We start from the raw sequence: 25,261 nt of genomic DNA on the forward strand, positions 1-25,261 counted from the left end.
TGTTTCGCCGACGCCCAGCGGGCTATGCACGCTGCTCGCGACGATCAGCGTGCCCGGCGCCAGATCGGGCGCGAGACCGCCGGCCGTGCCGAAGCTGATGATGCCCGAGCAGCCGCGCGCAATCGCGGCGTTCAGCGCGCGTTCGAGCAGATCGGCGCGCGCCGCGAACACTGCTTCGACGCCGTTGCCGCGCGCGATACGCGCTTCGAACGCCATGCCCGTCACGGCGATGACGGGCAGTTTCGCGTTCATCAGATCAGGGCGGGCCGCCATCACAGGCCGAACGCGACGCGCTTTTCGCCGGAGCGCTTCAGGTTGCGATAGCGCGCGAGCGCCCACAGCGGGAAGAACTTGCGATAGCCGTGGTAGCGCAGATAGAACACGCGCGGGAAGCCCGTCGCCGAAAAGCGCGCTTCGTCCCACAGGCCGTGATCGCGCTGCTCGCTCTGCAGGTATTCGATACCGCGCGCGACCGCCGGATGATCGACATAGCCGACCGCCATCAGCCCGAGCAGCGCCCACGCCGTCTGCGACGGAATGCTCGGCGCCTTTTCGTAGCCGCGATAGTCGAGCTTGTAGCTGGTGCCGTCTTCGCCCCAGCCGCCGTCGGCGTTCTGGATCGACACGAGCCACTGCGCGGCGCGCTTCACGCGCGCGTCGTCATGCGAGATGCCCGCTGCGTTCAGCGCGCACAGCGCCGTCCACGTGCCATAGATGAAGTTCATGCCCCAGCGGCCGTACCAGCTGCCGTCGTCTTCCTGCTCTTTCAGCAGATAGTCGTAAGCGCGGCGCGCCGGCTCGCTGGTCGCGGGCATTTCGCCGAGTTGCGCGAGCATCGACAGGCAGCGGCCGGAGACGTCGGCCGTCGGCGGATCGAGCAGGGCGCCGTGATCGGAGAACGGGATGTTGTTCAGGTAATACTGCGTGTTTTCCGGCTCGAACGCGCCCCAGCCGCCGTCGCTGCTCTGCATGCCGACCACCCATTCGCGGGCGCGCGAAATCGCGTTCGCGTCGACATCCGATTTCGTCAGCCCTGCCGAGCGATGCATGGCCGCCGCGACCACCGCCGTATCGTCGACGTCGGGGTAATGCGCGTTGTTGTACTGGAACGCCCAGCCGCCCGGACGCACGTCGGGACGGCGCGAAATCCAGTCGCCGCGCACGTCCAGAATCTGCAGCGGACGCAGCCATGCGAGACCGCGCTCAGCCGCCTCTTCCGCACGCGCATCGCCCGTTTCGAGCAGCGCGTGCGCCGCGAGCGACGTATCCCACACGGGCGAAAGGCACGGCTGGCAATACGCTTCGTCTTCGTGGATAACGAGCAGTTTCTCGATCGATTTGCGTGCGATCGCGCGATTCGGGTGATCGGCGGGATAGCCGAGCACGTCGTACATCATCACGGAGTTCGCCATCGCCGGGAAAATCGCGCCGAGGCCGTCTTCGCCGTTCAGACGTTCATCCACAAAACTGACGGCAGCCTTGATCGCGCGCTCGCGCGAGGCCTTCGGGAACAGACCGTCTGTCACGCGCAGCACGCCGTCCACCGCGCGGAAGAACGCGAACCAAGCCTTGCTCTGATGGCCCGCGCGCGGACGTGGCCCCGTCGTGACGGGCGCGCCACGGAACAGTTCGTCGATCCGCACGCGGCGCGGATTGCGCGCCACGGGCCGTTTCGCGTTCAGCACCAGCAGCGGCACGATCACGGTACGCGCCCAGTACGACACCTTCGACAGATGGAACGGGAACCACTTCGGCAGCAGCATGATTTCGACGGGCATCATCGGCACTGCGTACCACGTGACGACGCCGAACAGCGCGAGCAGGATGCGCGTGAACACGTTCGCAGCTTCCGCGCCGCCGTTCGCGAGAATGCACTCGCGCGCGCGGACCATGTGTTCGGCGTCTTCCGCGTCGCCGATCATCTTCAGCGCGAAGTACGCCTTCACGCTCGCGCTGACGTCCATCGCGCCGTCGGTGAAGAGCGGCCAGCCGCCGTCGGCCATCTGGATACGGCGCAGATAGCGCGCGATCTTCTGTTCCAGCTCGACGTTCGGCGTTTCGCCGAGGTAGTGGACGAGCAGCACGTATTCGGCGGGAATCGTCGCGTCGGCTTCGAGTTCGTAGACCCAGTGGCCGTCGTCCTTTTGTGCGGCGAGGATCGCGTCCGTCGCGCGCGTGACGGCGGCGTCGAGCGCGTCGACGGGTGCGGCGCCCGTCGCCAGCGCGGCGGCCACGGGAGCGTGATCGTCGATCAGCGTTTGAGGCAGTGCGTCGCCCAGCGTCTGGGTCGTGAATAAATCGTTCATCGGCGTTCCATCGGTTCGTTCAATAGCGTATCCGCGGCCTTCTGGCCGGAGCGGATCGCGCCTTCGATGCCCGGCGGCAGACCGGTTGCCGTCCAGTCGCCCGCGAGCATCAGGTTATTCCAGCGAGTGCGCGCGGCCGGGCGGCGCATCTCGTCGTCGGGCTGCGCGGCGAAGGTCGCGTGCGGCTCGACGGTTACTTGCCACTTCAGCGGCAGATCGGCCGACAAGCCCGTCACTTGTGCAACATCGGCCCACAGCTTGCGCGCGAGGTCTTCGCGCGGGGTATCGGTGAGTTTTCCAGCGTCATAGACCGTCACCGACAGACGTCCATCCGACGCGATCAGCCAGCTTGCGCTCGCGTTGACGAGACCCATCAGCGGCGGATGGCCAAGCGGCGGCTCGACGGCGAAATGGGCCGTCACCACGGCTGAAAAACGGCGCGGCGCCGCCACACCGGGCACTAGCGCCTGCGCGACGTCGGGCGTCACGGCAAGCACGACGGCCTCGTTCACACCGATTTCGATGCGCTCGTCACCGTCGAGGCGCAGCGCGGCGACACGGCTTTGCGCGCCTTCTTCGGTGAACTCCAGTGCATCGACCCGCGCACCGAGCCGGATCGCCGCGCCGCCATGCTGCAACAGCCGAAGCGCCGGTTCGACGAAGGCAGAACCCAAACCGTTGCGCGCGATCAGCGGCCGGCTGGACGGCCCGCCCGCGGCAAAGGTGTCGCGCAGCGCCGCGCTGACCAGTTCCGCCGTCGCATTGCGCGGCTCCGTGTTCGTCATGGCCAGCAGCAGCGGACGCAGCATGCGATCCCACAGCGGTCCGTTGCTGCGCATCGTCTGCGCGACGGTGCGGCCGGGTTTGGCCAGCAGCAGCGGCACGACGAACAGGTAGTCGGTCCATTGCGTGTCGGGCGCGCGCGCGGCAGCTTCGAAAATCCACGCCGGAAAACGTCCCGCCGACATGCGGACCGTCCAGCGCTGGTTCGTTGCGAGATCGACGAACGGGTATTCGGGTTGCGTCGGCCCGACGAGTTCGTCGGCGGAACCGATCGCGCGCACGTAGTTCAACGTGGCCTGCTGGCCCGACAGCACCAGATGATTACCGCTGTCGACCGTCGCAGCGAGCGCCCGGTCATAGTACGTGCGGCAGCGGCCGCCTGCCTGCTCTGCTGCTTCGTACAACACGACCTGCGCGCCGCGCCGTTGCAGTTGCACGGCGGCGGCCAGACCGGCCAGCCCTGCGCCGATCACGTGAACCAGCTTTCGCATCAAAAGAAAGCGTAGCGCGCCACGATTGCCAGCATCCGCAGCTTCGGCTTGCTGACTTTCGTGCGCGGAATGTCGAAGCCGCGTTCCAGCGTGCGCTCGAGCAGCAAGCGGTACACGCCCGACATGATGCGCGGCGCCTTGACGTGCGCGCGCGGCTGCGCGTCCATGATCGCGTCGGAAGCGGCGAAATGCTGCTTCGCGCGCTCGGCGAGCGTCGCGCACACGCGCGGCAGCGACGGATCGTCGGCGATCGTGAGCGGATTCGTCGCCGCGATGCCTTCCCGTGCGAGCAGCTCGTACGGCAGATAGCAGCGGTTGATGCCCGCGTCTTCGTCGATGTCGCGCAGGATATTCGTCAGTTGCAGCGCGCGGCCCAGATGGTGCGACAGCTCGATACCGGGCTGTTCCTGCATCCCGAAAATCCTCACCGATAGCCGTCCGGCAGCGCTCGCGACGCGATCGCAGTACAGATCGAGCGTGGCTTCGTCGGGCGCGCAGATGTCGGCGGCGGCGTCCATTGCCATGCCGTCGATCATCGCGTGGAAGTCTTCGCGCTGCAGATGAAACGTGTGGATGTGCCGGGTCAGCTCGAGCAGCGACGCGCGCGGCGAGCCTGCGTAGCACGCATCGATGTCCGCGCGCCAGCGCTCGAGACCCGCGGCGCGCTCGGCGCGCGGCAGGTCGCTGTCGGCGATATCGTCGACGGCGCGGCAGAACGCGTACACCTGATACATCGCATCGCGTTGCGCAGGCGGCAAGATGCGCATCGCGAGATAAAACGAGCTGCCGGAACTCGCGGCAGCTGCGTCAGTTTGTGTGTCGTCCACGACGAGATTGGAAACGGCCAAGACGATCTCCGCTGAGACACCCCGACGGGGCGATCAAGAAGTCATGCCTACCCGCAGGGGGCAAGCCGCCCGCGCGCGCGGACACGCGCGAAACACCGGCCGGAAAGACCGGAAAACGGGCAAAAGTATACCAACCTTTCATAGGCGACGCAGGAACGGCGGTCGCCCGGGTGTGGACCGCCACTGCGGCGTACGCGAGCAGAAGCCCGATGCCGGATAAACAAAAAGACACAGATTTCTTATTCGACGATTGTCGAAAATCGATCACCTCTTATCTCAAATTAAGACTCATCCGAAATACATCTAAACAGATTCAGATTATCTTTTGACACATGGCGAGGCGGTGCGCAACACGCGAGAGCCTCGGAAGCCGCTTGCAGCAAGCCAATGAGCAAATTCTCTGAATGACGCTCAATTGAAATGCATTTGATCCGATTATCGAATGATGAATATTAATTCAATCGCGATCGATATTAAATATCAATAAATCCGATTATTTATCTGAATCTGTTTTAAGGAAGAGAAATGAAACTGCATCTGCTGTGTGCCGCGCCCGTTCTTGCCGCTTTCGGCTTCTCGGCGTCGGGTTTCGCGTCGCAGGAAGACGAAGCGATGATCCGCCGGATGGAAAACACGTGGATCCAGGCGAGCATGCAGCAGGATCGGGACACGTTGCAGGCGCTACTCGACGATTCGTATCGCGGCGTGATGCCGTCAGGCGCCACGCGGTCGAAGCGCGACGTTCTCAGCACGCCGCCTGCGCCGGCTGGATCCAGGCAGATACTGCGCGATCTCGAAATTCGCGTGTATGGCGACCGCGCTGTCGCGATCGGCGAAAGTCAGTTCATGGCGCCGGACGGTCAGCAAGCGGTGTTCGCGTTCAAGGACGACTTCGCCCGCCGCGACGGCCAGTGGCGCGTCGTCGGATCGTGGATGACCCGCCGGTAAAGTGATGAGCCACAGCGGGCGCACGCCCGCCCGTCTTCAGATAAACGCGACCGACCGGTTGCGTCCTTGCCGTTTCGCGCTGTACAGCGCGGCGTCCGCCTCGTTGATCAGCGCCTCGTAGGCGGGCACACCCGCCCGCGCGGCCGCGCCGCCGACACTCGCCGTTACGGGCACATCGACGCCTTGCACGTCGACAGCCCTGTCGCCGATCGTATTGCGGATCTTCTCCGCGACCAGCATCGCATCTTCGAGCGGCGTGCACGGCAACAGCAGCGCGAACTCCTCGCCACCGAAACGCCCGAACGTATCCTGCGCGCGCACCACGTGCGACACGCGCTGCGCCATCTCGCGCAACACGGTATCGCCAACCACGTGGCCGAACTGGTCGTTGATCTTCTTGAAGTGGTCGAGATCGAACAGCAGGATCGACAGCTCGCCGCCGTAGCGCTGCCAGCGCGTGTATTCCTCGCGCAGCCGCGCTTCGAAATAGCGGCGGTTCGCGATGCCCGTCAGCCCGTCGCGGTCCGCGTATTCCTGCAGCTTCGCGACGGCTTCTTCGCGCTCGCGCTGCATGATGCTCACGTGCGTCACGTCCGACACCGTCACGCACACGGCCTCGACCTCGCGGTCGCGCATGATCGGCATGAACGTGCAGTCCTGCTGCATGAAGTCGACGCCGCCTGTGATCGGCCGGTCGTGATCGAACTTGAACAGATACGGGCGCTGTTCCCACGAACTGAACGCAAAGCTGCCCAGCTGGAACACGCTTTCGAGCTTGCGCGTGAGCCACACGCGCGGCAATTCCGGAAAGCTTGCGAAAATCGACTTGCCGACTACCTTTTCGGCTGCAAGACCGCTGTGATCGTGCATGAAGCGGTTCCACATCAGCACGTTCATCTGACGGTCGAGCACGAAAATGCCAAAACCGACCCGTTCGACAACCAGGTCGCTCAGCGAAGGAAGCGGGACATTCATATACTGGAAAGGAGCGCGTCCAGCGCCATGCTCAGATGACGGATCGAGTCTTCCGCCATCAGCATCACGAGGTGAGCGCGGAAACTCTGATCCTCTAAAGCAAAATTCACTTCGACCAGCAGCGCGACTTCCCACGCGAGCACGTTCGGCTGGAACACATCGTCGAGCGACATCGCCGAGCCGAGCAGGCCCGGCGCCGAAAACACCGGCGTGCGGCCAAGCTGGTCGAGAATGCACGACACGCATGCGCCTGTCAGGATATTCGCGACGTCGAACACCAGTTCTTCCTGCGTCGTCGCTTCGTAAGCGGACTTCGCATACGGGTCGCTCACCAGCGAGCACAACTGCTCGATGCTGCCGCTGCGGCAGATCACCAGCGCCTCGCCCTTGATATCCGAGCGGAATCCCTGTCGCACGGCACTGACGGGCTCGTTGATGCCCGTCATTTCGCGCAGCGCCTGCGCCGCCTCGCGCACGGCCACCACGCGCACGCGCGGCACGGACAATTCGATAAACGCATCGAGGAGGACCGCAAGGCGCGTCGCGGCCTGGCCCATCGCCAGATTGGCGACCTCCTGCAGCGCGTCGCGCTGATCTTCGTTGAGGACTGGTTCAGACATACAACCCGTACTCCTTGAGGATGGGAAGCACCGCCTCGGTAGTCACGGGCTTGGCGATGAAAGCGATCGCGCCCAGCGCGCGCACGCGTTCCCTTGCCATCGGCTGGACATCGGCGGACACGACGATCACGAAGGTATTCAGGTCCTCGTGCTGCAGGGCCTCCAGAACCTGATAGCCCGTCATGTCGGGCATCGTCAGGTCGAGAAACATCACCGACGCAAGTCCCTTGCGATAATGCTCGAGCGCTTCGCGTCCGTTGGACGCATAGGTAATGTCGACGTCCCAGCCGTCCGGCAATGCTTTCGTGAGCACCTTGCGGGCAAGCAGCGAATCATCGGCGATCACAATGGGCAAAGACATGGCGGCAGACTGGAAACGGAGTGGGCTCTTACGTGTTAACGGCGGTACCTGAACGAACTTTAGCGGCCGCTCGCGCAGTCGCGTCACCAGCAACAAGGCGGGAATCGGGAGCGGTCGGCAGAAGCGTTGCTGACGCGAGGCGGCACGGCGACAGGCGCACCCGTCCCCAGGTGCTGTGCGTGCGGCGCGCGGGCGCTGAAGCGCGCGCGCAATGGACAACGGCTATGACCGGCATGTTCGAAGCCTACCCCGTAGATAGTGCTGCGGTGGCAAGACGGTGTTCATGGCTCCGTGGTGCCCCGCTGGTCTCCGCGAGGGTCTGCCCAGACTTGCATCGCGTGCAAAGCCCGGTCCCTCGCGCGGAATTCGCCCGATCATGGCGGGCTGATTATTTATCTGAACGCAATTTTCGAAGCAAATCGGCGGAAAGGCAACTCGCCAGAATGCTTTCGTCGAAGGAATTTAACTCGTTTGAGTCAGAATTGAGTCAAAACGTAAGCATTCGTCAGATAAATGATCGTCTTTATACTTTTGTGTACGTTTGCGCTTCCGGATTCGTCGCTGATTCGCGGACTCGTATGACTAAAGCGTCCGGGCCGCGCCCGTGCAGCGGCGGCGACCGCTTTGTTGCATTGCGCGCGAACGGATGGTCCACTGAACCTATGATGAATACTCACTCGTCTCTCACCGGCCGCGCGCGCGGCTTGCGCCATGACAGCTGACCGGCACGATTCCGCCGACGCGAACCTCCCCGAAGAACGAGCCGCCGGCGCGCGGCCGGACGAAACGCTATTCCCCGCCGTACCCGAGCAAAATTTTGCCGTGCGCCGCATGACGCTGATCGCGCTGCTGGTGGCGGCGGTGGTCGTGCCGTGCGTGTTCGTTGCGGCGATGGCGTTCAGTGATCTGCGCACGCGCGAAGCCGACGCCACCGATGTCACGCTGCGCACCGTGCGCGTCGCCGAAGAGCACGCGCTGAAAGTGTTCGACATGAACGAAGCGCTCGACGCGCGCGTCGTCGATCTCGTTCAAGGACTCGACGACGACGGCATCCGCGAGCGCGAAGCCGCGATCCACGAAAAATTGCAGACGATGGGCGGCGGCTATCCGCAGGTCGCGGCTGTGTCGATCTTCGGTCACGACGGCATGCTGCTCGCCAGCAGCCGTTTTTATCCTGCGCCCGCCGTGTCGATCAGCCAGCGGGAGGATTTCGTCGGTATTCGCGACGGCCAGGCGCTTGGGCATGTGTCGAAGGTGATGGTCGGGCACGTCGCCGGCGAGGTCGTATTCAATACGGGCGTCGCGCGGCGCGGCGACGATGGCGGGTTCGCGGGCATGGTTTCGGTGGCGTTGCGGCCCAGCTATTTCGCGGCGTTCTATCGCGAGCTTCTGGGCGGCAACGACTCGCCGATGACGATGGCTCTCACGCGCTCCGACGCTGCCGTGCTCGCGCGTTATCCCGTCGGACTGCCTTCGAAGTCGCAGGAACCCGCGCGCCGCGACGCGTACACCGATGCGCTTGCAGAAGGCAGGCGCGCAGGTGTCGTGCGGGTGCGCGCGGCGCCTGACAACGAACGCCTGATCGTCGCGTTTCGCCGCGTCGGTTCGTATCCCGTGTATGTGGCCGTCGGCTATCGGACGTCGGCGATCTGGGCCGCGTGGTATCGCCATCTGAGCGTGCTCATCCTGTCGACGTTCGTGCCGTCCATCGTGTTGTGGTGCGTGATCTGGCTGTCGCTCAAACGGCTCGGCGTGGAAGAAGAGGCGTGGGAGCGCTGGCAGGCGGAAGCGTCGATGCGTCGTTCGATCGAATCCGCGTACCGGCAGTCGCGCAAGATGGAAGCGCTCGGCAATCTGGTGGGCAGCGTCGCGCACGACTTCAACAACCTGCTGATGATCGTCTCCGCCAATGTGCAGATCGTGCGAAGGCGCGGCGCAGTGGCGTTCGATCGCGAGCTGTCCGCCGTCGAGCGCGCGCTCAAGAGCGGGCAGTCGCTGACGCGGCAGTTGCTCGGCGTCGCGCGCAAACAGCCGCTGCGCAACGAAACGCTCGATGTCGAACGCTGGTTGCCAGGCTGTCGCGATCTGCTGCGCGCGTCGCTCGGTGCGAAGGTCGCGCTGGTGATGGATGTGGGCACGGGCGTGTGGCCGATGCAGGTCGATGTCGCCGAACTCGAACTCGCGCTGATCAACGTTGCCGTCAATGCGCGCGATGCGATGCCGAATGGCGGCCGCTACACGGTGCGCGCGAACAACGTGAGCTTTCGCCACGGAGACGGCTTCCCGATCACCGGCGATTTCGTGCAGCTGTCGCTGGAAGATACCGGCGTCGGCATGCCGCCCGACGTGCTGTCGCGCGCGTTCGAACCGCTGTTCACGACCAAGCCGAAAGGCATGGGCACGGGTCTCGGCTTGCCGCAGGTGTTCGCGTTCTGCGAGCGCTCGGGCGGGCTGGCGGCGATCGATAGCGCCATCGGCGCGGGTACGTCGGTGCGGCTCTATCTGCCGCGCGCCACGCAGGCGCCGGAAGTGGAGCGGCCCGCCGAACCCGTCGCGGAAGAAGCGGGCGCGCCGCACGGCCTGCGCATTCTGCTCGTCGAAGACAACGACGAAGTCGCGGCCGGTACGGAAGCGCTGCTACAGATGATGGGTCACGAAGTCACCTGCGTGTTCAACGCCGACGCCGCGATGGAACGCTTCGACGCCGCGCACGCACAGCAGAAGGAAACGGGCGAGCCGCTGCCATTCGATCTCGTGATTTCCGATATCCATATGCCGGGCACGCTGAACGGCATCGATCTCGCGGAACGTGTGCAGGCTTTCGAGACGAAGCTTCCGGTGATTCTCGTCACGGGTTACGCGGAAGAACTGGAGCGCGCCCGTCACGTCGATGCACGCGTACTGTCGAAACCGTTCGATATCGCGCTGCTCGACAAATACCTGCAGACGCTGCAGCGCGATCTTGCCCATACGCCGACCCATCCGGCTGGCTGAGCGCCTTTTGCCGGGGATTACCAGGCATTTGTAAAAGCGCGCCATGCAGCTGGCGCGCAAGTCCTTCCGATGGCGTTGGCCTGATCCCGCTGGCGCCGGCCTTCCGAATCCGGCATGAACGTTGCGGCTTTCCGTTACCGAGGATGCTGCGGTGCGCCGCCGCATCCCCCTGGAAAGCCGACGGGAGGCAGACATGCGACACACTGTGATTGGTCTTTTCGCCAACTACGCGCAGGCCGAGAGCGCGCGGAACATGCTCGTGCAAACCGGGTTCGCCTCGACCGACATCGAGTTGCAGGCGAATCCCGAAACACCCGCCGACGCTGCCGCCGCCCAGTCGCCCGGCGTCATCGCCAACATCGAACGGTTTTTGTCGAGTCTGTTCGCCACGTCGGGCCCGACTGCGTCCGAAGCCGAGCGCTACACGGATGCCGTGCGGCGCGGTGCCGTGCTGGTGGCCGTGAATGCCGCGAGCGAATCCCATGCGGAACTCGCGCGCAATTCGCTCAGCAAGCTCGGCGCAATCGAAGTGAGCGAACGGGCACCCGACGCCGATCCGCTTGCGCCTGACGCAGGCCGCGAGCACTCGGTGTTCGACGAACTCGGCATCGGCACGCGAGGCGCCCGTCCATCGAATGACGCGCAGCTTGCCGCGGAAGAGGCGCGTACGCGCACACGGATGGACGCGCTGCACGGCGTGCCGCCTGTCGACGAGCTCTCCGCTGAAGCGCTGGCCGCCGCAAGCGCGCCGGGCGCCGGCGCGGTCATGCGGCCCGATATGCCGCCGACGGAACCGCAGCCGCCCGCGGCCCAGTATCCCGACTATGGCGTCCCCACCGGCGCAAACCGACCGGCGGCGCGCGAGGGCGATTCGCCTTCGGCGGCGGCGATTGCGTCAGCAGGTATCGCGGGCTCGGGCGCCGTGATGACACCCGACACCGCCGCGCCCGCGCGCGCGATGCCGCAACAGGTGCCGGACGAGTTTCTCGAATATGAAGAGGATTTCCGCGAGCATTACGACGCGGAGTACGCGCACGAAGGCCTGCGCTATGACGAGTACGTGCCTGCCTATCACTACGGTGCGACGATGGCGCGCGAAATCCGTTACCAGGACAAATCGTGGGATGAGGTGGAGCCCGAGGTCCGTGAGGATTGGGAGCGCGACAAGACAGTGGGGAGTTGGGAGCGTTTCAAGTCCGCCGTGCAGCACGGGTGGGATCGCGTGACGGGACATCCGCATCGCCATCGCTAATCGGATCGCGGCGCCCTGCGTTGGGCGCCGCGTTACTGGCGAGAGGTGGGTTCAGCCGGCGTGCCGTTTCACCCAGTCGACGTATCGATCGACGAACTTCTGCAGGAACTTGCGCGTGTCATCGCTGGCGATGTTGCCGTTTTCGTCGATCTGTCCAGCCGTGTGCTTGATGAACATCTCAGGCTGACCGAGTGTCGGCACATCGAGATAGGCGAGCACGTTGCGCAGATGCTGTTGCGCGAGCGCCGTACCCGTCGCGCCCGGCGACGTGCCGACCACGGCGCCCGGCTTGCCACCCCACACACTATGGCCCCAAGGGCGCGAACCCCAGTCGAGCGCGTTTTTCAGCACACCCGGCATTGAGCGGTTGTACTCGGGTGTGACGAACAGCAGCCCGTTGGCAGCCTGGATCCGTTGCTTAAAGTTGCGCGCAACTTCCGGGAAATCGTCGTCGTAGTCCTGGCTATAAAGCGGGAGAGAACCGATATCGAGAAATTCGAAAGAAAAGTCTGAAGGCGCGAGCGAGGTCAACGCCTTGGCAAGCTGCCGATTAGTCGAGTCGCGGCGCAAGCTGCCGACGACCACTGCAATGTGATAGGCCATGTCTTCCTTCCTCGGTTGGCGCGAAACGCGCAAAAGGGGTGCGACCTGTCAATCATAGCGATCGGAGGGCATCGCAACACGGCCCGCTTTGTGTATCGACGTGACGTTTCTGTGACCGCCGGTGGATAACTCGAGGGGCCAAAAAGTTATCCACAGATTTTCTGGATAACCCTGTGGATAGGTCGAATCTTTGCCTTATCAATCAAGCGCGTTATCGGTCTGTCGCCTTACGCAACAAACGGCATCGAACCTCGCTCGCGGATACAGTTCTGCGACGAACTTGTGGACAAACGGATTTATGGATTGTTGAAAGTTGCTGTTGCCGAGAAAAATCTGAGTTCGGGCGAGTTTCGCTGGGAATTGAAGGGGAGGGATTGGGTAGGGCCCGCCATAGAGGCCCTTCCCCCACCGGTTAGCGTTCCGACGGCGGGACGTCGCGATACCGCGCGAAGAACGCACTATGCGAGACCTCGTCTACGCCGACGGGGTGTCGTTCGGACGAAGCCGGGTGTTTCTCCCGCATTGCGGCGGGACGAACCGGCCGATGCTGGAAATTTCCGCCGCAGTTTGGGCACACGTTACGCAGCGCAGTCAACGCGCAGACTTCGCAAAACGTACATTCGTAACTGCAGATCATTGCATCGCTTGCGTTGGGCGGAAGTGCCTTGCCGCAGCCTTCACACGACGGTCTCAATTCGAGCATCTTCAATCTCCGGAGCAAAAAGGTCTGGGCGTCTTCGCCGCTGTGGGAGAGCGGAGCTTGCAGTGTAAAGAGACGGGAAAAGGCAATTGCGTCAGTAAGGCATCAATTCCTGCCATGCCGTATGCATCGGTCGATGTTCGCGACATCGTGATTTGCTTATGCGAAATTATCGGTTCGCGTGGAATAGCCGCCAGCTTATCGTTGAGCGCAATCGGTCCCTGTTGCGACCGTCGCCGCTACATCGAATCCTGCCATGTCTCAACATTCCACATTCACGCGCCGCACCTTTCTTGCGGGGGCCGGCGCACTACTGGCGTCTGCCGCCTGGCCTACTTTCGCGCAATCCCCGGCGAAGGAAATTCGCATCGGGTATCAAAAGGCAGCGAGTACGCTCGTATTGCTGAAAGCCCACGGCACGCTCGAAAAGCGCTTCGCGCCGCAGGGCATCAGTGTGAAATGGACGGAGTTTCCGGCGGGTCCGCAGTTGCTTGAAGGACTGAACGTCGGTTCAATCGACTTTGGCTACGTCGGCGAGGCGCCACCCGTGATTGCGCAGGCGGCTGGCGCGAACTTCGTGTACACCGCGTATGAGATCCCGACGCCGCAGGCCGAAGGCATTCTGGTCCATCGCGACGCGCCGATTCAGTCGGTTGCCGACCTGAAAGGCAAGCGCGTCGCGCTGAACAAGGGTTCCGACGTGCACTGGTTTCTGGTCGCGGCCCTTCAGAAAGCGGGAGTGAAGTACACCGATATCCAGCCTGTTTTCCTGCCGCCCGCAGACGCGCGGGCCGCGTTCGAGCGAGGCGCCATCGATGCATGGGCCGTCTGGGATCCGTTTCTCGAAGCAGCAAAGCGGCAATCGAATGCGAGGCTCCTGACCGACGGTGCGGGCATTGTTAGCCATCACCAGTTCTTTCTCAGCGCGCGCCCGTTTGCGCAACAAAACGCTGAACTGATCGATGCCGTTATCGCCGAAGTCGGCAAGGAAGGCGCCTGGGTCCGCGAGCACTACGGCGAAGCAGCCGCACAGCTGGCGCCAATTCAGGGACTCGACGCCAGTGTGGTCGAGGCGAGCTTGCGGCACTATGCGCACGTCTACAAGCCCATCGATGCCGGCGTGCTCGCAGAGCAGCAGAGAATCGCAGACACATTCACTGAGTTGCGCATCATTCCGTCCAAAATCGTGACGAAGGAAGCCGTTCTCGGGGCAAAAGCGTAAGCGGTCGTCCGTTGCACGCGCGGTGCGGGTAAGTGTCGTACCGCGCCCGTCACATCACTTCGCCAGTTCGGGGAACAAAGCCTCGACGTTTTCTGGCGGCCGACCGATCACTGCACGGCCATTGCGAACCACGATCGGACGTTGGAGCAGAATCGGATTCGCCACGATCGCTTCGTATAACTGATCGTCACTCATCGATGGATCGTCCAGGTGCAGTTCCTTGTAGACCGATTCCGAGTCTCGCATCATCTCGCGAAGGGGACAGCCAAGCATCCGGTGCAATTCCTTCAACTGCGCCACAGACAACGGCGTGCGGAGGTATTCGACCACCTCGACAGGCTCGTTCTTCGGGTTGTACACATCAGCGATGAGCTCGCAAGCGCCACGGGATTTCGAGCAGCGCGGGTTGTGGTAGATGGTGATCATGCGCGTCACGCGGGAGTGGAAGACGGGTTGGAGATTTTAGCGGGTGCGCGGAGGGTGTGTCGTGGTGCCAGTCGCGGATGAGTTCGACTCGGTGTTGGTATGACTGCCTCGGGTCGTGTCCGGATCGATCCATCGAAGACGGGGCCCTTTCCATGGGCGCCGGGTGCGTTCGTGATCTAGCGCGCAAGTTGATGCCTTGAAGGCATGAGCCCGGTCAAACATTCTCTGTTCAGGCGACGAGCGCTCTGTCGGTACATCACTCTCTGATCGACTTTATGCGCATAAACGCGAGGACCAACTGCTACGAAATAGGTCATTGCTTTCGCGTGTTAGCGCAGCAGACCTGTCCGTTTGGTCGTCATCTTTATGCGCATAAACCGAGCGGATGTTGTTCGGTCCGGCGATCACACATTCACAGCCCTCACCCTACGTCACCCGCGAACGTCGAGTAAGGCACCGCTTTCGCGTTTGGTGTTCGCCCTCGGATCCGCGGTTTCCTGCTCACGCATCTGCAAAGCATCGTCCATTTTCTATGCGCACGACACAGTGCGCCCGACCTTTATGCGCATAAAGCCACGTCAAACGGCCTATAACCGTTGCATGTAACCAAAAATGTTTGAATTACAAAATCATCCAGGTAAAATTCAGCGGCGAGCAAAAAGAGGAGGTGAACATTGGCAGCAGAAATCATCGCAGTTACACAGCAGAAGGGCGGGGTCGGTAAAAGCACGATTGCGATGCACCTCGGCGCAGCCTTCCATGAAAGAGGCAAGCGCGTTCTCGTCGTCGACGCCGACGGTCAAAACACCCTCATCCACTGGGCCAGCGCCTCCTCGGACAGCGACTCCGGCATTCCCTTTCCTGTTGTGAACCTCTCGGAAGCGGGCGCGCAGATCCATCGCGAGATCAAGAAGTTCGTCGCGGACTACGACCTGATCGTCGTCGATTGCCCTCCGTCGATCACGGAAAAGGTCTCAGGCGTCGTCCTCCTCGCCGCAACGGTTGCCGTCATTCCAACGTCTTCTTCGCCCGCCGACTATTGGTCGAGTGTCGGTCTCGTCAAGCTGGTTCAACAAGCACAGGTCATGAATGAAGACCTTCGTGCCGTTTTTCTCCTCAACAAGACGGAGGAGAAACGGATGCTGACCCGCGAGCTCAAGCGCGCGCTCGAGGAACTCGGTTTCCCGCTTTTGCGCACCCAGATCCCGACGCGCGAGGCATACAAACAGGCCATGGCATTAGGTCAAACCGTATTGCAGATGAACGACCGAGGCGCCAAGCTCGCCAGCCTCGAAATTCGCGCGTGCGCCGATGAGATCGCGGCTCTGCTTCCCTGAATTTATGCGCATAAAGGTACTTGAATGAAACCGTCCCAATTCGCCAAAGGCTTCCAGGCACGTCCCGATTCGACCAGCAGCGAAAAGCGCACGGCGCTCGACCGGCTCAATGCGATCGACGGACTCGTGCAGAACGCTCCGAAGAACGCGAACATCGCCGCATTCAAGAGTCCTGTTGTATCTCCCGCATCGTCTGGCGAAGCGGAAGTTACCGATGCCGCAAACGAATCGATCGAATACCGCGCCTGGCGCGCCGAACACGCCTATCGCCCTGGACAGATCGTTGAACTTCCATTGAAGGCGATCAAGCCGAGTCCGTTCAACCCACGATACTTCTACGTGAAGTCGTCGATTGCCGAGCTTGCAGTCAATCTCGCGAAGCAAGGACAGCAACAAGCCATCCACGTCATTCCCGATTACGACAACCCGGGAAGCTACTTCGTCAGCGATGGCGGACGACGCGTCCGCGCGCTGAAAGAAGCAAACAAGGAAACGGTAAAGGCGATCGTCATCGATCTGCCCATCGGCATTCAGAGCTACAAGCTCGGATACGACCTCAACGTTCAGCGCGATTCACAGACGGTGTTCGATAACGCCGTCGTGTGGCGCCGGTTTCTGGACGAGAAGCACTTTCAGAGTCAGAAGGAACTCGCAGAGCATCTAGGTCTGGACGAATCGACGATCGCCGTCGCGCTGTCGATCGCGAAACTGCCGGAAACGGTGATGCAGGAGATGGTGGCGCGGCCCGATCGGTTCGGCTCGAACATGGCGTATCAGGTTGGCCGATATCACTCAGCCCGCGGCACGGACTCGACGCTGCGTCTGATCAACAAGATCCTGTCTGACGATCTGAGCACGCGTCAGGTCGCGGACATCGTGAAGGGAAGAGCGACGGCGCAAGAAAGCGCGAAGCCGGCGGGACGTCAGCGTTACGCGCAGCGGCTCGACATCAAGCTCGGCGGCGTCGCTGTCGGCGATCTGAAGTCGTACGGCGACGACCGGCTCGAACTGAAATTGCGTGGATTATCGCGTGACAAGCGCGACGAGATCCTTCGGCAAATCGAACAGATGCTGGCCGAACAGTCGTAACCTGGGAAGGAAAAAAAAGCGCGCCGGACACGGCGCGCTTCATCAGAATCAGGCAGCTCGCGATTGGCTCAGTGTGAACGCGAGTAGATCGCCGTCCGTCGGCTCGCCCCATGTCTTGCGAGCGAGCCAGTCGAAGAAAGCCGTTTCCGTCAGCTTCGACTCCAGCCCACGTCGACGCCAATCGTCGCGCAGGTGAGCGCCGAGGCCCGGTAGCTCATCTTCCTCGAACGAATGCCGGGCAACTTCGCGCTCACCATCGCCCTGCTCTTCGTACAGCGCCTGCGCTTCCTTGCGCCGATGCGCCATGTACTCGCCGAGCAACCGCGCTTTCAGATCGTCTGCAGGCACGCCTGCGGAGCCTTTGCCGGCCGGTGCCGAAGGCAACGCATCGACGGGCGGTGCATAGCCCTTCTTCAACGCGTCCTTGAACAGCGCTGGCGCGCTGCGCACAGGAGGCAGCGTCGTGCTGCGCATCCGCTGCTCGGTCATTTGCAGCGCCGCGCGAATCCGGTTTTCCTCACTATCCGCGTACAGCGTCTGAGCTTCCTTGAGCGGAATGCCGATCTTCACCATCCGGTCGACGAGCGTGCTGTCGAAAACATTGGGATGCTCATCGAGCGCTAGCATAGGCTGCTTGCGCTCGGTCACGCGGAACTGGATTTCGGCCACCCGACGACCTTCGCGATGTTCAATCAGTTCAACGAAGATATTGGTGACGGCATTTACTTCCGCGATTGCCGGACGCAGGTAGTCGCGCTTGAAGTATTTGTACTCGCGCTTGGCTTCATCGCCGGCTTCGGTGTCGGGTGTGCCCGACAGGATGGGTCGCCACCATTCCCACGCCTCACGCATCGTCAGATGGCTCGGGTTGGTCAGGTAACGCACGCAGATTTCGTAGAGCGCGAGTCCCGCACTGCTGCGCAACTGGCTTTGGAACTGCAGACTCAGGCGTGCGTATTGCACGGGGTCCAGCAGTTTCTTCTTGATCTTTGGCGCGAACGAGAATTCGACCCAGACGCGGCGCGTCGCCGGATCTTCGAGAATTTCCGCATCGGCGATCAGCGTCGAGATACCCCACTTGCGGCCGGGCTTCTGACTGGATGTTCCCTGACTCCATTCGACCTGCACGGAAACCATGCGGCGCAAATGCTCCTTGACGAGGGCGGTGTCGTTCGAATCGAACGCGGAGTTGGCGACGATGTCCGAGAGCAGCGCGCGATACGTGTCGCCCGATTCGTCCGCCTGCTGCGCGACGGCTAGCAAGACGTTGAACAGTTTGCGGGTGAGCAGCGTGATTTTGCCGCTCTTGGGCTGAATGGCGATCGCCTCGACGGCTTTGCGCAATTCGGCGGAGCTTGGGCTCACCACATCGGTTTTTTTCGCGCGCTTCGTAGCCATGCGTCGAGTCGGGAAGAGATTTCGCGAAAGCATACCGGCTGTGGTGATGCACGTCTATAGCACCTCTCTCACCTACCTGGGGTGAAATCGGTTTACGTCACCTGACTCACCAGCGACGGGTCCCGAAAAGCCTCACCTTGGATCGCCCGACGCCTGTTCTGGCATCGTTGATACTCGTGGGCCAGGTGTAAACCGTGTCGACTCGCGTCCTTTTCAACCCGGCCGATCGACTCCCGAAAGTACTCACCACTACGAACGTCGCAAATATACGACTCGATTTCTTGATTAGCGTCAGCTGGACGCAAGGGCGCGCGGTGCTCGCCTGCACGGGAGAGCCGCCCGCCGTTTCGCGGCACTTCTATTTCTTTCGCTTTAACAGGGAGGAGCATGGATCCGGCCTAGTATGTGGCCGGACAGACATTGGACAGCCTTCTAGTGCCCGAGCGCGTCCGCACGCACCGCGGATCCATTCGTTCGCAAACTCGATGTCGCGCTCCCGATACAGGAAGCTTGCAGACGGCCAGCGACGCGCCACCTCTCGCGACCGGCGTGCGTAAACGCGACTCGAGCAATGGTCCCGAATATTCTCACCTTCACCGGGACGCAATCCACTACAGGCCAGCGTTCCTCGCCTGAACCACGAGTCGGCGGCGCCGATTCGCTCCTGAAAATCCTCACCTTTAGCCGCCATCGTCGGAAATCAGCGACGAGCCGACCTCCGGCGTACTGGCTCCCGGATATGCTCACCTTGACGAGGAAATGACAAAAATCCATTTAAATTCAATTACTTAAAATATAGCAATGTTGACCATTTTTCATGCGATGCGCTGAACACTCCCCGAAAATTCTCACCATTAGCCAACAGCGCGGGAAACCTATGCTCAAAAACTGGGCGTCCAAAACTCCCGAAAATTCTCACCTGCACCAAAATGTTCGGGACCAACGCCGCTCGACAATACCCGCATCAGCACTGCTTATCCGCGACGACGGTCAGTTTACCTATCCCGAATTTCCTCACCTTTGCGTTCAAACGGGTCTTTTACTCCCCCTGAAAACGCTCACCTTTTGATTTTTCCGGGTGCATTCTGGCGCAAGAAATGCGTGTCTTTTTCGGGTCCTGAATTCGCTCACCTTTGGATTTTATGCGCTGTAAAAGCGAATTTCGGCTCCCTTTGGACCTCGCAAACTCCCGTAAAACCTCACCTTTTCGTCTAGTCAGGCGAAATCTCACACGAAAACGGCTTCTTAACCCCGAAAAACCTCACCTTCGAATCCATTTTTCTCCTGTGAGCGCTCACCGAACACGTTTCGAGCTCGTGAAATCGTTCAAAAACGCGCGCCAGGCAGCCTCCTGAATCCCCTCACCGCGTTCCGTTATCGCAAAAACAGGCGAATCAGCGTTTACGGGGCACAGATCAGCCGCGGTTCCCGAAAACCTTCACCTATCCTCGCAACTGGCCATCAGGGTGTTCCCGAAGCCACTCACGATCTTTCCTGAGATAGCTCACCACTATCCCCGAACCCCATCACTGCGCTATCCTGCCGAAGCTCACCATGATTCCCGTAAAGCTTCACCCGATTGCCTGTCGAGCCTTATCCAGTAAGGCTTTTGCCTGGCGTTAACGTAGTTAACTAAGGTTCAAAGGTGTTTACTTTTATTACTCTCTAGAACCGCCCCGCGAGTCTTCCGAAAAACGAAGAATCGACACCCAAACCCTCACGCACTTCCGTGAAACAGTGCCAAACCAATCTGCAAACACGGAAATCCATTCGTTAACAATAACTTAGTGGCCACTCTTCGTTTTGTTTCACGAATCAGGTGGCACTGTTCAAGCGAACACGCGTAATCGAAGCCTTACCAGCTACCTTGTGGCGAGAAAGACGCACAGAAACCAAAAAACGTATCAAACACTACGTAAATTGTTATTATTCGTCGAATTCATGCAGCGCAGAGAGAACCATGAACCTCGACGAAGAACGCCAGGCCATCCGAAAAGAACTCGACACGTTGCGCGCAAACGGCGCCCGCCGACAGGAATTATCCCTCCACGCCTGCAAGCGTCTTTTCTTCGATCTTGGTATCCGGCCATCCATGGCCGCTGTCAGAGACCTGACACAAACAGGTAGCGCAAGCGATATCCCGAAAGACATCGACAGCTTTTGGGAGCGCATTCGATCTGCGTCGCGCGTGCGCGTCGGCGCTGGTGTCATTCCTAAAGCGCTAGAAGAGAAAGCAGGCGAATTGCTCGGCGCGTTGTTTGAAGACGCATTGATTCATGCCAAAGCGTCGCTCGATGAAGAGCGCCACGAACTTCAGACGTTACGCGCTGCAGCTGAACGCGATTCGCATGAAGGCAAGATTCGAAAAGAAGTGTCTGAAGAGGCTATTCAACGCAGCGAGTCACGCGCAGACGCTGCCTGGGAACGCGTTCGCGTTCTTGAAACTCAACTTGCCGCAGCCAATACCAGCGGATCGGCACATCAGGAAGGATTGAAATCTTCGGTGCGCCGGCTTGAAGCCGAAAACGAGTCGCTTCATAAGCGTCTCGACACCGAGCAGTCGACGAATGCAGGTCTGCGGGACCGCCTCGATGCACTGCATGGTGAGATGCGCCAAAACGCGGAGCACTACGCTCAACAGATCAAGGATGCGGTCGCGGAAGCCGAGCGCCGCGTGAAGCCCATGCTCGTCGAACTTGATTCGTTGCGTGCAATGGCGGCGACGTATCAGGCCGGCGTACGCGATGCGAACAGGAAGGAATTCGACTTCATCCAGCAACTGGCTGCCGCCAAAGCCCGCGGGGACAGGCTCGAAGCGCAAATGCGCGAGCAGTCGGACGAACTCGATCTCCTGACTCGCCAGATGGCTGCGCTGCGTGCCCAGCAAGGCATCGATCCCGGCATCGCGCAATTGCTGTGTCAGCTTGCTAGCAATGGAAAATTAAGCGGCGAAGAACTGGAGTCGATCGGCACGGCGGTCGATGGACATGTCGCGCTGCCAGCGCGCTGCCCAAAATGCGTCGAAGGTGAGCCGGAGCTTTCGCAGGTCGATCACCACTACGAATTGCTTTGCCCCGAGTGCGAGCATTCGTCGGGAACGGGCGCTTCCCGGTTGGCGGCCGTGACGCGCTTCATGTCCACGGGGAAAACGTCAGCATTGACCTGATCTCAATCAGGCGCGTTTCCGCGAACGCGTTCGAGGTGAGCGTTTGCAGGAGCCCAAAGGTGAAGGTTTACGGGGGACTTCTAGCCGTCGTCCCGCATCTGACTGGGGTCTTCGAGAGAAGTCGGCGCTTCTTCGCGCTGCATCTGCGCATCGATCTGTTCCTGATCGTTCCAGTTCTTCCATGCGCGATGCAGCCGATTTGCGGAAACGGCCTGTGCGAATCCAAGCCATTGCCCGACGACGTCTGGTTCCACCCCGCTTTCGAACAGATCGGCCGCGAATGAATTGCGCAACGTGTGCGGACTCGCGCGCGCGTCGCGCGCCTGGCTGATTCCGGCCGCTTCGATGAGCGCATCGACGGCGCGAAGCATTGTCGCTTTGTGCATCGGACGTCCGGATGGCGAAGCGGGAAAAACCAGTTCGCCCGGCAATCCGGCTTCCCTACGTTCGTCGAGCCACGCGTCGAGCACGGAGACCGCGAACGGCGCGAGGCGCGTTCTGCGTGTGAACAACGGGTTGGACGCCTCGATTACGACCCACGGCGAACTGGTCATCACGCAACTAACCGAAAGCGTGCGAGCCTCGCCCGTCTTGATTCCGCCACCCAGGAACACAGCGATCAATGCGCGGTCGCGACGCTCGCGCCAGCGCTGCGCGGAAGTCATGTCAGTCACGGGCGAAAACAGATAAGCGATCAACGCGGAACGTTCTCCAATGGAAAGAAATCCCGTCGGCTCGTTGTCGCGTGCATTGCGCCATTCTGCTTCGCCATCCTGAGCAATGAACCGGGCGGGATTGGTCGACGCAAGTTCGATCTCACGCACATGATCGAGCACACGTTCGATCAGTCGCAAATACCGCGCGCGTTGCGGTTTCCGGATAGACAAGCCTCCGACGAATTCTGCAATCGACGGCATGTCGACCGTGACGAGATTCTTATGTCGTGCCTGCAGCCACTCAAGAAACAGTCCCCACTGGGCGCGATACACGTCGGCCGACGAGTTCCGAAAGTTTTGGCCGGCCAGCCATGCGTCGAACGCGGCACGGGGATCGACCAGCCAGTCCTGACGTTCGCGATCGAACAGATCATCGCTGGAGGTGGATGTTCCAGCGGAGCCAACGGGATCGATGGAGACCATAAACTATGCTTCCGTTAGTTGCGTCAAAATCATTGTAGCCGGTACAAGACCGGACGTCTGTCAGGCGGCTCGGCGCGCGAGGTTTGGTCAGCCGCGCAGACTTTACGCGCATAAACTCTCGCCGCCTGAGCCCGACCCTCAACGGGTCCCCGGTTGCTCAACCACCCCACGCTCTGCCGACTGCCCGGTCTCGGGCCACAACCATAGTGTCGATTGCAGTCGACTTCGATTTCGCCGCCTCGTCATAGGCAGCAACAGCGAACGCGAAGACAGCCGGCAGCGCATTCGAGCGGCCGAAATCGACGCAGTCATCTGTTTCGGGAAACTGGAAATCGTCGGGCCGTTGGAACAGCCCGAGCATGAAGGGATCGTGACGGCTGGCGAACCCGAGATCCGCAAGCGCTTCTGCTTCGATCGCATGCAGAAGCCGCCATGTCAGCGGCACCTGCTGCACGATATACCGGCGCGCGATGTGCCGGACGATGTGTTCGAGGTCACGCGCTGCGGACTTGAAGCGCAGCGCAGCCAGATCCTGTTCGTTGTTCAACTCATTCATTCTTCGGCTCCGTCGGACTGCGTATACTGTACAAACATACAGTATTGACTGCAACCGGGGAGTACGCCAAAGAATAGCGATTCAGGCTACCCGTGAATGACAACAAGCAACGCTTTCGCCTCGCCTTTGCCGCCGTTGCGTATCGCGTGCGGCTCGTCGGCGACGTAACGCGCGGTGTCGGCGGCTTTCAGGCGCTTCGTCGTCCCTGCCGCGTCGATATCGATCGTGCCGTGCAAAACCGTCAGGTGCTCGCGCGTCCCGGGCTCGTGCGCGCTCGACACCAGCGCACCACCGGGTTGCAGCGTCAGTTCATACCACTCGAACTTGCCGGCCAGTTCAATCGGTCCCCAAACGCGCAACTGATATTTCGCTTCGTGGCCGCTCAGCGTCGGAATCTCGTGCGGCCCGGACACCGCAATCGGATCCGGCGCCTTCTGCGGCGCGAACAGCGAATCGAGGCTCACACCCAACGCGTTCGTCAGCCGCCATGCAACCGCAATCGTCGGATTCGCCTTGTCCCGCTCGATTTCCGACAACATCGATTTCGACACGCCCGCTGCGCGCGACAGATCGTCGAGCGTCATTTTGCGTTCACTGCGCAACCGCTGAATCTGCTCGCCGACGCGCGGCGGCGCCGATATCGACTGCGCGGCCGTCGTCGCCGTAGTCGACGAACTCCTGCGCGTTCCCGAACTTGCCATTTCCAGACCTATCGTTTAGAGTTGTTCGACATATCGAACTTTAGTTCGAAAAAACGAAAATTTCCGATAAAACCGAAGCCGACTATAACAGGCCGGCGCGCCGCATGGTGCGCTGCAGAGCCGGCCATTCAAGGAGCCGTTTCATGCGTGACCCCTTCCTCGCGCATCTGCGCAGCACGCTCGACCAGATTCGCGCCGATGGTTTTCACAAGACCGAACGTGTGATTGCGAGCCAGCAATCGTCCGATATTCGTCTGCAGAGCGGCGCCGAGGTGTTGAACTTCTGCGCGAACAACTATCTCGGTCTCGCGAACGATGCGCGCCTGATCGCCGCAGCAAAAGACGGGCTCGACAAGGATGGCTTCGGCATGGCGTCGGTGCGTTTCATCTGCGGCACGCAAACCGTGCACAAGGAACTCGAACGCGCGCTGTCGGCTTTCCTGAAAACCGACGACTGCATTCTCTACTCGAGCTGCTTCGACGCGAACGGCGGCCTGTTCGAAACGCTGCTCGACGACAACGACGCGATCATCAGCGACGAACTGAATCACGCGAGCATCATCGACGGCGTGCGTCTGTCGAAAGCCAAGCGTTTCCGCTACAAGAACAACGACCTCGCCGATCTCGAAGCAAAGCTGCGCGAAGCCGATGCCGCGGGTGCGCGCTTCAAGCTGATCGCAACCGACGGCGTGTTTTCGATGGATGGCATCATCGCCGACCTCGCGGGCATCTGCGATCTCGCTGACCGCTACGGCGCGCTCGTCATGGTCGACGATTCGCACGCGGTGGGTTTCATCGGCGAACACGGACGCGGCACGCCTGAGCATTGCGGTGTGCTCGATCGCGTCGACATCATCACGGGCACATTGGGCAAGGCGCTCGGTGGTGCATCCGGCGGCTATGTCGCGGCGCGCCAGGAAATTGTCGATCTGTTGCGTCAGCGCTCGCGTCCCTATCTGTTTTCGAACACGCTCACGCCGAGCATCGCTGCTGCATCGCTGGAAGTACTCGAACTGCTCGCCAGCGACGAAGGCAAGCAATTGCGCGAACGCGTGCGCGCAAACGGTGCGCATTTCCGTCAGGCAATGAGCGCGCACGGCTTCACGCTCGTGCCCGGCGAACATCCGATCATTCCCGTGATGCTCGGCGATGCGCAACTCGCGTCGAACATGGCCGACGCGCTGCTGAAGGAAGGCGTGTACGTGATCGGCTTTTCGTATCCCGTTGTGCCGAAGGGCCGCGCGCGCATTCGCACGCAGATGAGCGCCGCGCACACGGCAGAACAGATCGATCGTGCCGTCGATGCGTTCGCGCGCGTCGGCCGTTCGCTTGGCGTGATCTGAAAC

At 61.4% G+C, this 25,261-nt stretch carries 21 protein-coding genes and 1 pseudogene; 8 read left to right on the forward strand and 14 right to left on the reverse strand.

Features of this window, described 5'->3' with window-relative positions:
• From G3O01_RS25345 to hpnD, 4 genes and pseudogenes are all read right to left on the reverse strand, one after another.
• Positions 1-273, reverse strand: a pseudogene (locus tag G3O01_RS25345) (hypothetical protein); the annotation flags it as partial.
• Complete coding sequence (shc, locus tag G3O01_RS25350) at positions 273-2,306, reverse strand: squalene--hopene cyclase (RefSeq protein ID WP_205809219.1); 2,034 nt, start codon at positions 2,304-2,306, stop codon at positions 273-275. The gene shc and the pseudogene G3O01_RS25345, both read right to left, overlap by 1 nt.
• Positions 2,303-3,580, reverse strand: coding sequence for a hydroxysqualene dehydroxylase HpnE (gene hpnE, locus G3O01_RS25355; protein ID WP_205809220.1), 1,278 nt, complete (start codon positions 3,578-3,580; stop codon positions 2,303-2,305). The genes shc and hpnE overlap by 4 nt, the downstream gene beginning before the upstream one ends.
• The gene (gene hpnD / locus G3O01_RS25360) at positions 3,580-4,428 is read right to left on the reverse strand and encodes a presqualene diphosphate synthase HpnD (RefSeq protein ID WP_205809222.1); all 849 of its coding nucleotides are present in this window, start codon (positions 4,426-4,428) and stop codon (positions 3,580-3,582) included. The genes hpnE and hpnD overlap by 1 nt, the downstream gene beginning before the upstream one ends.
• Before the next feature lie 525 nt (positions 4,429-4,953).
• Here hpnD and G3O01_RS25365 point away from each other — a divergent pair.
• Positions 4,954-5,376, forward strand: a complete 423-nt coding sequence (locus G3O01_RS25365) for a nuclear transport factor 2 family protein (protein WP_205809224.1) — start codon at positions 4,954-4,956, stop codon at positions 5,374-5,376.
• A 36-nt stretch (positions 5,377-5,412) separates the two neighbouring features.
• Here the strand turns inward: G3O01_RS25365 and G3O01_RS25370 are convergent, their stop codons facing one another.
• The 3 genes from G3O01_RS25370 to G3O01_RS25380 are packed head-to-tail and all read right to left on the reverse strand — an operon-like array spanning position 5,413 to position 7,332.
• Positions 5,413-6,351, reverse strand: a complete 939-nt coding sequence (locus G3O01_RS25370) for a diguanylate cyclase (protein WP_205809239.1) — start codon at positions 6,349-6,351, stop codon at positions 5,413-5,415.
• The gene (locus G3O01_RS25375) at positions 6,348-6,971 is read right to left on the reverse strand and encodes a chemotaxis protein CheC (RefSeq protein ID WP_205809243.1); all 624 of its coding nucleotides are present in this window, start codon (positions 6,969-6,971) and stop codon (positions 6,348-6,350) included. Before G3O01_RS25375 ends, G3O01_RS25370 begins: the two co-directional genes overlap by 4 nt.
• Positions 6,964-7,332: a response regulator gene (locus G3O01_RS25380; protein WP_205809244.1), complete on the reverse strand. Its 369-nt coding sequence runs from the start codon at positions 7,330-7,332 to the stop codon at positions 6,964-6,966. Before G3O01_RS25380 ends, G3O01_RS25375 begins: the two co-directional genes overlap by 8 nt.
• A 711-nt stretch (positions 7,333-8,043) precedes the next feature.
• Between G3O01_RS25380 and G3O01_RS25385 the strand changes: the two genes are divergently transcribed.
• Both G3O01_RS25385 and G3O01_RS25390 read left to right on the forward strand, forming a co-directional pair.
• Complete coding sequence (locus G3O01_RS25385) at positions 8,044-10,326, forward strand: hybrid sensor histidine kinase/response regulator (protein WP_205809245.1); 2,283 nt, start codon at positions 8,044-8,046, stop codon at positions 10,324-10,326.
• A gap of 193 nt (positions 10,327-10,519) precedes the next feature.
• Entirely contained in the window at positions 10,520-11,578 is a 1,059-nt protein-coding gene (locus G3O01_RS25390; RefSeq protein WP_205809246.1) for a hypothetical protein, read from the forward strand.
• A gap of 51 nt (positions 11,579-11,629) precedes the next feature.
• On the opposite strand, the gene G3O01_RS25395 is transcribed toward G3O01_RS25390, so the two are convergent.
• Together G3O01_RS25395 and G3O01_RS25400 are read right to left on the reverse strand one after the other, a co-directional pair.
• Positions 11,630-12,181: an NAD(P)H-dependent oxidoreductase gene (locus G3O01_RS25395; RefSeq protein ID WP_205809248.1), complete on the reverse strand. Its 552-nt coding sequence runs from the start codon at positions 12,179-12,181 to the stop codon at positions 11,630-11,632.
• Between the two features lie 412 nt (positions 12,182-12,593).
• Positions 12,594-12,884 carry a DUF1272 domain-containing protein gene (locus tag G3O01_RS25400; RefSeq protein ID WP_205809250.1) on the reverse strand — a complete coding sequence of 97 codons (291 nt, stop codon included), beginning with the start codon at positions 12,882-12,884 and terminating at the stop codon, positions 12,594-12,596.
• A gap of 253 nt (positions 12,885-13,137) precedes the next feature.
• Between G3O01_RS25400 and G3O01_RS25405 the strand changes: the two genes are divergently transcribed.
• A complete protein-coding gene (locus tag G3O01_RS25405) occupies positions 13,138-14,103 on the forward strand; it encodes a sulfonate ABC transporter substrate-binding protein (RefSeq protein WP_205809252.1) in 966 nt (321 codons plus the stop codon).
• Between the two features lie 54 nt (positions 14,104-14,157).
• Here the strand turns inward: G3O01_RS25405 and arsC are convergent, their stop codons facing one another.
• On the reverse strand, positions 14,158-14,529 hold the full coding sequence (arsC, locus tag G3O01_RS25410; RefSeq protein WP_205809254.1) for an arsenate reductase (glutaredoxin): 372 nt from the start codon (positions 14,527-14,529) through the stop codon (positions 14,158-14,160).
• A 674-nt stretch (positions 14,530-15,203) separates the two neighbouring features.
• Between arsC and parA the strand changes: the two genes are divergently transcribed.
• Positions 15,204-15,866, forward strand: coding sequence for a ParA family partition ATPase (gene parA / locus G3O01_RS25415; protein ID WP_054923833.1), 663 nt, complete (start codon positions 15,204-15,206; stop codon positions 15,864-15,866).
• Between the two features lie 24 nt (positions 15,867-15,890).
• On the forward strand, positions 15,891-16,955 hold the full coding sequence (locus tag G3O01_RS25420) for a ParB/RepB/Spo0J family partition protein (protein WP_205809256.1): 1,065 nt from the start codon (positions 15,891-15,893) through the stop codon (positions 16,953-16,955).
• A gap of 48 nt (positions 16,956-17,003) precedes the next feature.
• Here G3O01_RS25420 and G3O01_RS25425 read toward each other — a convergent pair whose 3' ends face one another.
• Positions 17,004-18,353 (reverse strand): replication initiation protein, encoded by a 1,350-nt coding sequence (locus G3O01_RS25425; RefSeq protein WP_205809258.1) that lies wholly within the window; start codon positions 18,351-18,353, stop codon positions 17,004-17,006.
• 1,960 nt (positions 18,354-20,313) lie between these two features.
• Here G3O01_RS25425 and G3O01_RS25430 point away from each other — a divergent pair.
• Positions 20,314-21,519, forward strand: a complete 1,206-nt coding sequence (locus G3O01_RS25430; RefSeq protein ID WP_205809260.1) for a DNA-binding protein — start codon at positions 20,314-20,316, stop codon at positions 21,517-21,519.
• An 80-nt stretch (positions 21,520-21,599) separates the two neighbouring features.
• Here the strand turns inward: G3O01_RS25430 and G3O01_RS25435 are convergent, their stop codons facing one another.
• The 3 genes from G3O01_RS25435 to G3O01_RS25445 all read right to left on the reverse strand — a co-directional run bounded on the left by G3O01_RS25435 (position 21,600) and on the right by G3O01_RS25445 (position 23,915).
• Positions 21,600-22,658, reverse strand: a complete 1,059-nt coding sequence (locus G3O01_RS25435; protein WP_205809262.1) for a tyrosine-type recombinase/integrase — start codon at positions 22,656-22,658, stop codon at positions 21,600-21,602.
• 157 nt (positions 22,659-22,815) lie between these two features.
• Complete coding sequence (locus G3O01_RS25440; RefSeq protein ID WP_205809264.1) at positions 22,816-23,214, reverse strand: DUF2471 family protein; 399 nt, start codon at positions 23,212-23,214, stop codon at positions 22,816-22,818.
• 86 nt (positions 23,215-23,300) lie between these two features.
• The gene (locus G3O01_RS25445; RefSeq protein ID WP_205809266.1) at positions 23,301-23,915 is read right to left on the reverse strand and encodes an XRE family transcriptional regulator; all 615 of its coding nucleotides are present in this window, start codon (positions 23,913-23,915) and stop codon (positions 23,301-23,303) included.
• 143 nt (positions 23,916-24,058) lie between these two features.
• Here G3O01_RS25445 and G3O01_RS25450 point away from each other — a divergent pair, with 143 nt between their 5' ends.
• Positions 24,059-25,258, forward strand: coding sequence for a glycine C-acetyltransferase (locus tag G3O01_RS25450; RefSeq protein WP_205809269.1), 1,200 nt, complete (start codon positions 24,059-24,061; stop codon positions 25,256-25,258).
• The last annotated feature ends 3 nt before the right edge of the window (positions 25,259-25,261 follow it).

Origin of the sequence: Burkholderia sp. Ac-20365, assembly GCF_017104715.1 — a bacterium.
Lineage (GTDB): Bacteria > Pseudomonadota > Gammaproteobacteria > Burkholderiales > Burkholderiaceae > Paraburkholderia.

Bases quoted from the DNA above. Each gene is read 5' to 3' on its own strand.
- G3O01_RS25405 (WP_205809252.1), top strand. From the start codon at position 13,138: ATGTCTCAACATTCCACATTCACGCGCCGCACCTTTCTTGCGGGGGCC.
- G3O01_RS25450 (WP_205809269.1), top strand. From the start codon at position 24,059: ATGCGTGACCCCTTCCTCGCGCATCTGCGCAGCACGCTCGACCAGATT.
- hpnE (WP_205809220.1), bottom strand. From the start codon at position 3,580: ATGCGAAAGCTGGTTCACGTGATCGGCGCAGGGCTGGCCGGTCTGGCC.
- shc (WP_205809219.1), bottom strand. From the start codon at position 2,306: ATGAACGATTTATTCACGACCCAGACGCTGGGCGACGCACTGCCTCAA.
- G3O01_RS25365 (WP_205809224.1), top strand. From the start codon at position 4,954: ATGAAACTGCATCTGCTGTGTGCCGCGCCCGTTCTTGCCGCTTTCGGC.
- G3O01_RS25440 (WP_205809264.1), bottom strand. From the start codon at position 23,214: ATGAATGAGTTGAACAACGAACAGGATCTGGCTGCGCTGCGCTTCAAG.
- G3O01_RS25375 (WP_205809243.1), bottom strand. From the start codon at position 6,971: ATGTCTGAACCAGTCCTCAACGAAGATCAGCGCGACGCGCTGCAGGAG.
- G3O01_RS25420 (WP_205809256.1), top strand. From the start codon at position 15,891: ATGAAACCGTCCCAATTCGCCAAAGGCTTCCAGGCACGTCCCGATTCG.
- G3O01_RS25370 (WP_205809239.1), bottom strand. From the start codon at position 6,351: ATGAATGTCCCGCTTCCTTCGCTGAGCGACCTGGTTGTCGAACGGGTC.
- G3O01_RS25445 (WP_205809266.1), bottom strand. From the start codon at position 23,915: ATGGCAAGTTCGGGAACGCGCAGGAGTTCGTCGACTACGGCGACGACG.
- G3O01_RS25390 (WP_205809246.1), top strand. From the start codon at position 10,520: ATGCGACACACTGTGATTGGTCTTTTCGCCAACTACGCGCAGGCCGAG.
- G3O01_RS25385 (WP_205809245.1), top strand. From the start codon at position 8,044: ATGACAGCTGACCGGCACGATTCCGCCGACGCGAACCTCCCCGAAGAA.
- G3O01_RS25400 (WP_205809250.1), bottom strand. From the start codon at position 12,884: ATGCTCGAATTGAGACCGTCGTGTGAAGGCTGCGGCAAGGCACTTCCG.
- G3O01_RS25425 (WP_205809258.1), bottom strand. From the start codon at position 18,353: ATGGCTACGAAGCGCGCGAAAAAAACCGATGTGGTGAGCCCAAGCTCC.
- arsC (WP_205809254.1), bottom strand. From the start codon at position 14,529: ATGATCACCATCTACCACAACCCGCGCTGCTCGAAATCCCGTGGCGCT.
- G3O01_RS25380 (WP_205809244.1), bottom strand. From the start codon at position 7,332: ATGTCTTTGCCCATTGTGATCGCCGATGATTCGCTGCTTGCCCGCAAG.
- G3O01_RS25430 (WP_205809260.1), top strand. From the start codon at position 20,314: ATGAACCTCGACGAAGAACGCCAGGCCATCCGAAAAGAACTCGACACG.
- G3O01_RS25395 (WP_205809248.1), bottom strand. From the start codon at position 12,181: ATGGCCTATCACATTGCAGTGGTCGTCGGCAGCTTGCGCCGCGACTCG.
- G3O01_RS25435 (WP_205809262.1), bottom strand. From the start codon at position 22,658: ATGGTCTCCATCGATCCCGTTGGCTCCGCTGGAACATCCACCTCCAGC.